The organism is Idiomarina sp. Sol25 (genome assembly GCF_033052775.1).
Classification (GTDB): domain Bacteria; phylum Pseudomonadota; class Gammaproteobacteria; order Enterobacterales; family Alteromonadaceae; genus Idiomarina.
Window position 1 is genome coordinate 74,302 of record NZ_JAUPEW010000010.1, and the last position, 7,639, is coordinate 81,940.

Below are 7,639 nucleotides of genomic sequence, written 5' to 3' on the forward strand. Positions count from 1 at the left end.
CAGGCGGTGCGTCGAAGACGCACCGCTATGGCTCGGTTTACTTGTGCTTGCTTGAGAAACTGTCACGAACCTTTGTAATCCAAGATCCAATTCCTTTGACAGCCTCGCTTCCTTTACTCAAAAGATCTCCAACTTCCTGTGCCAGCATCTCGTGTTTAGAGCTTTCAGAATCTGGTAAAGGAGGCAGGATATGAGCAAAATAAGTTTTATCCAATAGCCAGTGTAACAGACGTTCACCCATAAAGGGATGACCACTATTCAAAGCCCTTGCCCCTTTAATCATGTTTCGGATGTCGTATTGTGTTGGGCTAATGTCCGGTACTTGCTTAGGAATGTTGAGCAGCTTATACACTCCAATCCGTGCAGTACGAACGGAGGTTTCCATAGTAAAAATAATGTCGTTTCTGGTCTCAACGAACTGCCCGACTAGTCCCAGGTTGGTGCATCCTTCAGGCACTGGCTGAGGTCGGTCTCCTGCTGCACGTTTCATAAATTGAGAGGTGATATAGGGCATGAGGGCGGTGCGGACTTTTGTTCTGGCCGCAACTGCTTCCAGTTCGTCTTCTATGCCGAGATGGTGACAGAGTTCCGCGAGAATTTCTTTACCTGTGCATTGCGGCATCGGTTTTTTGACCAAATTTCCGTCCTTGTCCATCAGCAGGCCATAAACCCAAACCACTAATGTATCTTCAGGTTGGTCCGGGAAGTGTGGCTGACGGTTGATGGTTACGCTCAAGAACCAATTAGAGTCGGTAAAGGTGATGATCCCACCTGTCACTGTTCGGCCTGAGTAAGGATCATTGACCGAAAGCTCTGTCAATTTATCCACCAGAGGAGAGGATTTACAGGTTAGCGTTGCGGACTCCCACATTGATTGATCAACGTCACCGTAAAATTTCTCTGGTTTACCAAATACGGGGGCTTTTTCGGCAAGATTTTTCCAGAGACTCCAACCGCTGTTCTCGCCTGGATCATGACGGTCTACTTTCAAATCAGGTACAGTATTCATGTCACCATAGGCGGTGTTTTCTGTCATTGACCCGGTGAGTGCAAAAACCAGGTCGCCATCTGCCACGTCAATGCGTTGCTCTTCATCAGCTACGACACAACGTATACCCGTAACCGTTTTCTGGCCGTTAGATTCTGTCATATCCAGGTCATACACGCGGGTATCCAGCTGAAATTTTACGCCTTTATCGCGTAGCATATTAGCTAACGGCTTAATGAAAGTATCGAACTGGTTGTATTTCGGGAAGACAAGAACCGACATGTCACCAAACCCGTCAATGGAATCGAGGAAACGATGCATGTAGAGTTTAGTCTCTAATAAACTATGACAGTTTTTAAAGGCAAACATACTGCGGAAAAGCGACCAAAAATTGCTTTCAAGAAAGCCTGTGCTGAAGTATTCCTCAATGGTGATATCATCGAGCTCTTCTTTGCGTTTAAGGAGCAGTCGTATCATTTCCCGTTGTTCGGATTTCGAGAGACCAAAGTCGGTGAAATCCATGATCTCTCCGCAATTGCGCATTAACCGGGCTTTCGAGTAATTTGGGTCGTTGTCGTTAACCATTCGGTATTCATCGAGGACTGAATATCCTTCAGGCAATTCAACCGCGGGTACGTCCTGAAACATATCCCACAGAGTGTCGTAGTTCCAGTTCATTTCACGGCCGCCACGAACGATATACCCGTCTTCCGGGTTACCAGAACCGTCCATGGAGCCACCTTCGACCGCCATTTCTTCCAGAATAGTGATGTTTTCTGGCGGCATATGGGCATCGCGGATTAAGTAAAAAGCAGCGGCCAGACCACCAATACCACCACCGACGATAAAGGCTTTTCGTTTTTCCACGCCCGGAGTAGGCAGGGGGCGATGTCTTGCATAGGGGCCGATGAAATCATGCGGTGGTAACGTATTTTGTGGTTGATGATGCCAGTAGCCGGAAGTTGCGTCGGGTTCGTGCTCGAATCCTTCGGGCGCAGTTTTTCTGATATCGAAGCCTGGAATATTTGAGTTTGCCATGAGCTATATCCTTCTTTTGTAAAGATTTTAGACTGAATGTCTAAACACCTTGAATTTAAGAGTAGCTTATGATTTTTAGATATCAATTGATATCTGAGTTTCGACTGATATTTAAGATTGGCTTGTCGTAGATCAATATTGTGCAAGTTCAGTGTATTTGATCCGATCCCCCTCATAAGAACTACAATTGAACACACACTCTAGTTAAAAGAACTAGCAACATGACTAAGAAGATGAAAGCGCTACGACTCAAAAAGCCGTTTGGGCTGGATAATATCCAGGTAACCGAAATGGAAGACCCCGGCCAGCCTGGTCCGGGAGAAATTCGCGTAAAGGTTAAGGCCAGCTCTCTTAACTTCCATGATTACGGCGTAGCGTCTGGTTTTATCCCAACGGAAGACGGACGCATTCCAATGTCTGATGGCGCCGGTGTTGTTGAAGCCGTTGGCGAAGGCGTGGAAGAATTCGCGGTAGGGGACAACGTTGTTTCTACCTTTTTCCCTTACTGGCAAAGTGGGCCGGCACCAGTGGGCGACTTCCACAACACGCCGGGCGATGGTATTGATGGTTACGCTCGCGAAGTTGTGGTGCGTCCTGCTCAGTTCTTTACTCATCAACCTAAAAACTACAGCCATACTGAATCGGCAACGCTGACGACTGCAGGTTTAACAGCCTGGCGCGCTCTGGTCGTGGACGGTGGCATTAAACCGGGCAATACGGTGCTCGTGCTCGGCAGTGGTGGCGTATCAGTATTTGCCTGCCAGTTAGCGAAAAGCCTGGGGGCGACGGTATTTGCCACATCCTCTTCTAACGACAAACTCCAACAGTATAAAGAGCTTGGAGCGGATCATCTGATTAACTACAAGGAAGACCCTGAATGGGGCAAAACGGTTGGTAAATTAACTGGCGGCCGTGGCGTAGACCATGTGATTGAAGTGGGTGGCCCGGGCACCTTGCCACAGTCTATTAATGCGGTCGCGATAGCGGGGCATATTGCGTTAATTGGTGTGCTAACCGGAAGTGAAGGTGAGGTTCCAACCGCAAAACTAATGGCTAAGCAGGCACGACTACAGGGGTTAATTGTTGGCAGCTGCGACAATCAGAAAGACTTTGTGCGTGCTTTAGAAGCTAACGGTGTGAAGCCGGTAATTGATAAAACCTTTGCTCTGGAAGAATTAGCGGATGCGTTCCGTTATGAAGAGTCCGGCAAGCACTTCGGTAAAATTTGCATAGAGTTTTAAATCATTCTTGGGTGTTCAATATTCACCCAACAGTCTCTGATAGAAAGCCCGAGACGTTCTAAAGCAAAAAATGCATGACTCTTTCTGCTTTGATTTTTCCGTAACGGGTTTTCTATAACAGTTAAAACAATAATCTGTTATTATTTAGCTCGTTCGGTTCATCAGAGTATTTTCATGAAAAAGTATGAGCTACTGGCAAATCAGTTAAGGCTTCAAATTGAGCAAGGCATATGGTTGCCCGGTGAAAAACTGCCTTCTTTAAGGAGACAGGCGGAGCAGTCCGGTTATAGTCTGATGACGGTTTTGCATGCTTATCAAATGCTCGAGTCTCAGGGCATTCTGGCGGCTCGGGAGCGCTCAGGCTACAGCGTTTCTGCCTCGGTAAAATCCCCTCAAAATCAGTCACATTCTATTCAGCCAACTGAAGCGGTTAGTGTGAACGACTTTGTATTTGAAGTGCTGCAGGCATCTCGTAACGTTCATACGTTGAGTTTAGGTTTTGCGTATCCTGATCCTTCCTTGTCTCCGCGCTATCAACTGAATAAAGCGGTTGCGTCAGCAGCAAAACAGTCGTCTTTAATGACTGCGCTGGATAACCTGCCACCCGGTAATGAAGAGCTGCGGCATCTAATTGCTAAGCGTTACGCGGCGCGGGGTATGAATATTTCGCCCGATGAAATTGTAATAACCGCAGGGGCACTGGAGGCGCTGAGTTTGAGTCTTCAGGCCGCTACTGAACCCGGCGACTGGGTGGTGATTGAAGCTCCGGCCTTTTATGGTGCGATGCAGACCTTAGAGCGGCTTGGTCTTAAAGCTATTTCTGTGGCGGTTGATCCTGAACATGGGCTCGATATGTCATCTCTGGAGCGGGCGTTTCAGAGCTATAATGTTAAAGCCTGCTGGTTAATGTCGAATTTTCAGAATCCGATTGGCTATTCGCTTAGCAATGAAAAGAAGCAGCAGGTGGCGCAACTGCTGGAAAAGTACAACGTCGTGTTAATTGAGGACGATGTGTACAGCGAGTTGTATGAGGGAGACACGGCACCGCTGGCAGTAAAACAATTTGATAACAGCAATAACGTCATGCTGTGTTCGTCATTTTCTAAATCGCTTGTAGCCGGGTTTCGTATTGGCTGGGTGGCAGCCGGTAACCGCGCACTGGAAGTACAAAAACGTCAACTAATGAGCACCTTAGCGACCAGTGCGCCTATTCAGTTATCCTTAGTGGAATATCTGTCGACAAAAAACTACGAGAGGCACCTTAAAGAATTACGCAAAACGCTGGCTTCCCGAAAACGTAAAATGCACGAGTTTTTGCAGCAACAGCTAAGCGACATTGCCAAAATCTATAACCATAGTGGCGGTTATTTTTTGTGGTTGGAGTTTGACGCCAGCGTCGATACCACGTTGTTGTACCGCGAAGCTCTGGATAAAAATATTACGCTGGCTCCGGGCAAACTGTTCGCGTTGCAGGATGAGTTTAATCATTGCTTGCGGGTGAATGCTTCGTTTGAGCTAACCGACGCCAACAAACAGCTGTTGCAACAGCTTTGTCAGCACCTGAGGGAGCACATTGCTCGCCGTTCTGCTGACTGATCTAGCTTTTTAACTCTTTTCTGTATCTACCCCCGAAAACTCCAGTAATTAGAATTCCTCTGTGTTGTTCATTGCGGAGTAATTACGGTGAGTGTCAAACAAATTTCAAAAAAGGATGTCATTTTCCAGACTGGCGTGCCAGATGGGAAAATTTATATAAAAGAGGAAACCGGTAAATATCAGCGAAACCGCCGTTACCTGAACGTTTTCCTAATGCTTCTTTTCATTGCCATTCCATTTATTCAATACAATGGACAACAGGCCATTTTGTTCGACGTAGCACAGCAGACTCTCAGGTTTTTCTCCATTAAGTTGTTTCCGCAAGACCTCATCATATTTAGCCTGATATTTATCCTTGCTGCCTTCGCTTTGTTTTTTGTGACGGTTCGTTATGGCCGGGTGTGGTGCGGCTTTACCTGTCCGCAGACAGTCTGGATGCTAATGTTTAACTGGATTGAACGGCGTATTGAAGGAACTGCGAACCAGAGTAAAGCGTTAGATAAAGCGTCTCTGAGCGTTGAGAAAATCGCTAAAAAAGGGGTTAAGCATTTAATCTGGGCGGCCGTTGCTTTGCTGACGGCGTTAACTTTTATGTCCTACTTTACTCCCGTAAAAGAACTTTATTCTGGCTTTTTTACTCTTTCAAGTTCTGGTCTTATTTACGGCTGGGTTCTTGTTCTGGCTGCCTGCACATACGGCAATGCGGGTTGGTTGCGTGAAAAAATGTGTCAGCACATGTGCCCCTACGCCCGTTTTCAATCTGCAATGTTTGATTCTGGTACCAAACTCGTGACTTACGACGCTACCCGTGGTGAAGACAGAGGGCCGAGGAAAAGAGGCAGTGCTCCTTCGGAGCTGGGTGATTGCGTCGATTGTAAACTCTGCGTGCAAGTTTGCCCGGCAGGTATCGATATTCGCAACGGCTTGCAATATGAGTGCATTAACTGCGGTTTGTGTGTGGATGCCTGCAATAAAGTGATGGATAACTTTGGCTATGAAAGGGAACTCATTGGCTTTCGTAGTGAGAAAGAGTCTGCACGCAATGGCGGCGGTCAATGGTTATACGGCGTGGTGTCTGCACTCATCATTACCGGGATCATCGTCTGGATGCTGACATGGCAGAGTTTTGAAGTAGGCGTGATAAGAGACCGTCAGGCTTTGTATCGAATTAATAACCAGGGCTTGGTTGAAAACGCTTACACCGTCACCTTGCTGAATAAATCCAGTTACGTAAAAAACTTCGATGTGACGGCTTCCGGGCTGGAAGGCGCTCAACTTTCAGATACCGGACCTTTTGCTATAGGTCCTGGAGAGAAGCGAAGTGTTGTACTGACATTAACGACGGAAGAAGAGCCTGAGGCCACAATCTCACATTTTGATTTCGTCATTGAGTCTCGGGAGTCTGAAGAAACCGTTGTTCACGAAACCATGTTTTATTCAGGTTAATAATTATGAGATCTGCCTCTTATTTTTGTCTTTAAAGACAGAAAGTTAGAACAAGCAGTAGTTAAGAGAGGTCGCTATGTTCGAATACTTTGATGCACTGTTTTTAGCGCGCTTTCAGTTCGCGTTCACCATCGCGTTTCACATTATTTTTCCTGCTTTTACCATCGGGGTTGCCAGTTACCTGGCGGTTTTGGAGGGGTTGTACTTAAAAACCCGTAACCCGGTGTACCAGCAATTGTTCCGTTACTGGGTGAAGATCTTCGCTGTAGCCTTTGGTATGGGTGTGGTCTCCGGTATCGTTATGAGCTACCAGTTCGGCACCAACTGGTCGGTATTTTCCGATAAAGCCGGTCCGGTTATCGGCCCGCTAATGGGTTACGAAGTACTGACGGCGTTCTTTCTTGAAGCCGGCTTCCTTGGCGTCATGCTGTTTGGCATGAATAAGGTCGGCGAGAAGCTGCACTTCTTTGCCACCCTGATGGTGGCGGTGGGCACGGCTATTTCAGCCTTCTGGATTTTATCGGTAAACAGCTGGATGCAGACGCCCGCAGGTTACGCCATGAATGACGTGGGGCAGTTCGTGGTTACCGACTGGTTTGAAGTGGTGTTTAACCCGTCCTTTCCTTATCGGCTGGCGCACATGCTGCTGGCAGCTTATTTAACCGTGGCCTTTGTGGTCGGTGCGGTGGGTGCCTGGCATTTGCTGAAAGACAAAACCAACGCCGCAGCCCGTAAAATGTTCTCCATGGCCATGTGGATGGCACTCATTGTGGCTCCGCTTCAGGTTCTTGTCGGAGACTTCCACGGACTGAATACGCAGGAGCATCAACCGGCGAAAGTCGCGGCAATGGAAGGGCACTTCCATACCGAAGCCCGGGCACCGCTGTATTTATTCGGGATGCCGAATCAGGAAACTGCGGAAGTGGACTACGCTCTGAAAGTTCCCGGGCTTGCCAGCATCATTCTTAAGCACGACATAGACGCAGAAGTGACCGGTCTTGACCAGTTCCCGCGGGAAGACTGGCCGCCGGTGGCGACCGTATTCTGGGCTTTCCGGATAATGGTCGGTATCGGATTGCTGATGGTGCTTGCCGGACTCTGGTCGGGCTTCCAGCGCCTGCGCGGCAAACTGTACGACAATAAAATCTTGCTACGCTTCAGTTTTTTTATGGGACCCATGGGTTTTGTGGCCGTTATTGCCGGCTGGATAGTCACCGAAGTGGGGCGTCAGCCCTGGGTGGTCTATGGCCTGCTGCGCACCGCCGATGCGGCATCGCCCATTGATAAAGCCGGTGTGGCGGGCAGCCTGATAGCCTTTATTGTGGTGTAC

The 7,639-nt window shown here is 48.0% G+C and carries 5 protein-coding genes; 4 read left to right on the plus strand and 1 reads right to left on the minus strand.

Features of this window, described 5'->3' with window-relative positions; genetic code table 11:
• Window positions 1-37: 37 nt before the first annotated feature.
• Window positions 38-2,026: an oleate hydratase gene (locus tag Q5L94_RS12290; protein WP_317498680.1), complete on the minus strand. Its 1,989-nt coding sequence runs from the start codon at window positions 2,024-2,026 to the stop codon at window positions 38-40.
• Between the two features lie 221 nt (window positions 2,027-2,247).
• On the opposite strand from Q5L94_RS12290, the gene Q5L94_RS12295 reads away from it, so the two are divergent.
• The 4 genes from Q5L94_RS12295 to Q5L94_RS12310 all read left to right on the plus strand — a co-directional run.
• Window positions 2,248-3,267: an NAD(P)-dependent alcohol dehydrogenase gene (locus Q5L94_RS12295; RefSeq protein ID WP_317498681.1), complete on the plus strand. Its 1,020-nt coding sequence runs from the start codon at window positions 2,248-2,250 to the stop codon at window positions 3,265-3,267.
• A gap of 174 nt (window positions 3,268-3,441) precedes the next feature.
• Window positions 3,442-4,863, plus strand: a complete 1,422-nt coding sequence (locus Q5L94_RS12300; RefSeq protein ID WP_317498682.1) for a PLP-dependent aminotransferase family protein — start codon at window positions 3,442-3,444, stop codon at window positions 4,861-4,863.
• A gap of 87 nt (window positions 4,864-4,950) precedes the next feature.
• On the plus strand, window positions 4,951-6,309 hold the full coding sequence (ccoG, locus tag Q5L94_RS12305) for a cytochrome c oxidase accessory protein CcoG (protein ID WP_317498683.1): 1,359 nt from the start codon (window positions 4,951-4,953) through the stop codon (window positions 6,307-6,309).
• Window positions 6,310-6,385: 76 nt separating this feature from the next.
• The coding region (locus Q5L94_RS12310) for a cytochrome ubiquinol oxidase subunit I (RefSeq protein WP_317498684.1) at window positions 6,386-7,639 on the plus strand (1,254 nt) is incomplete at its 3' end.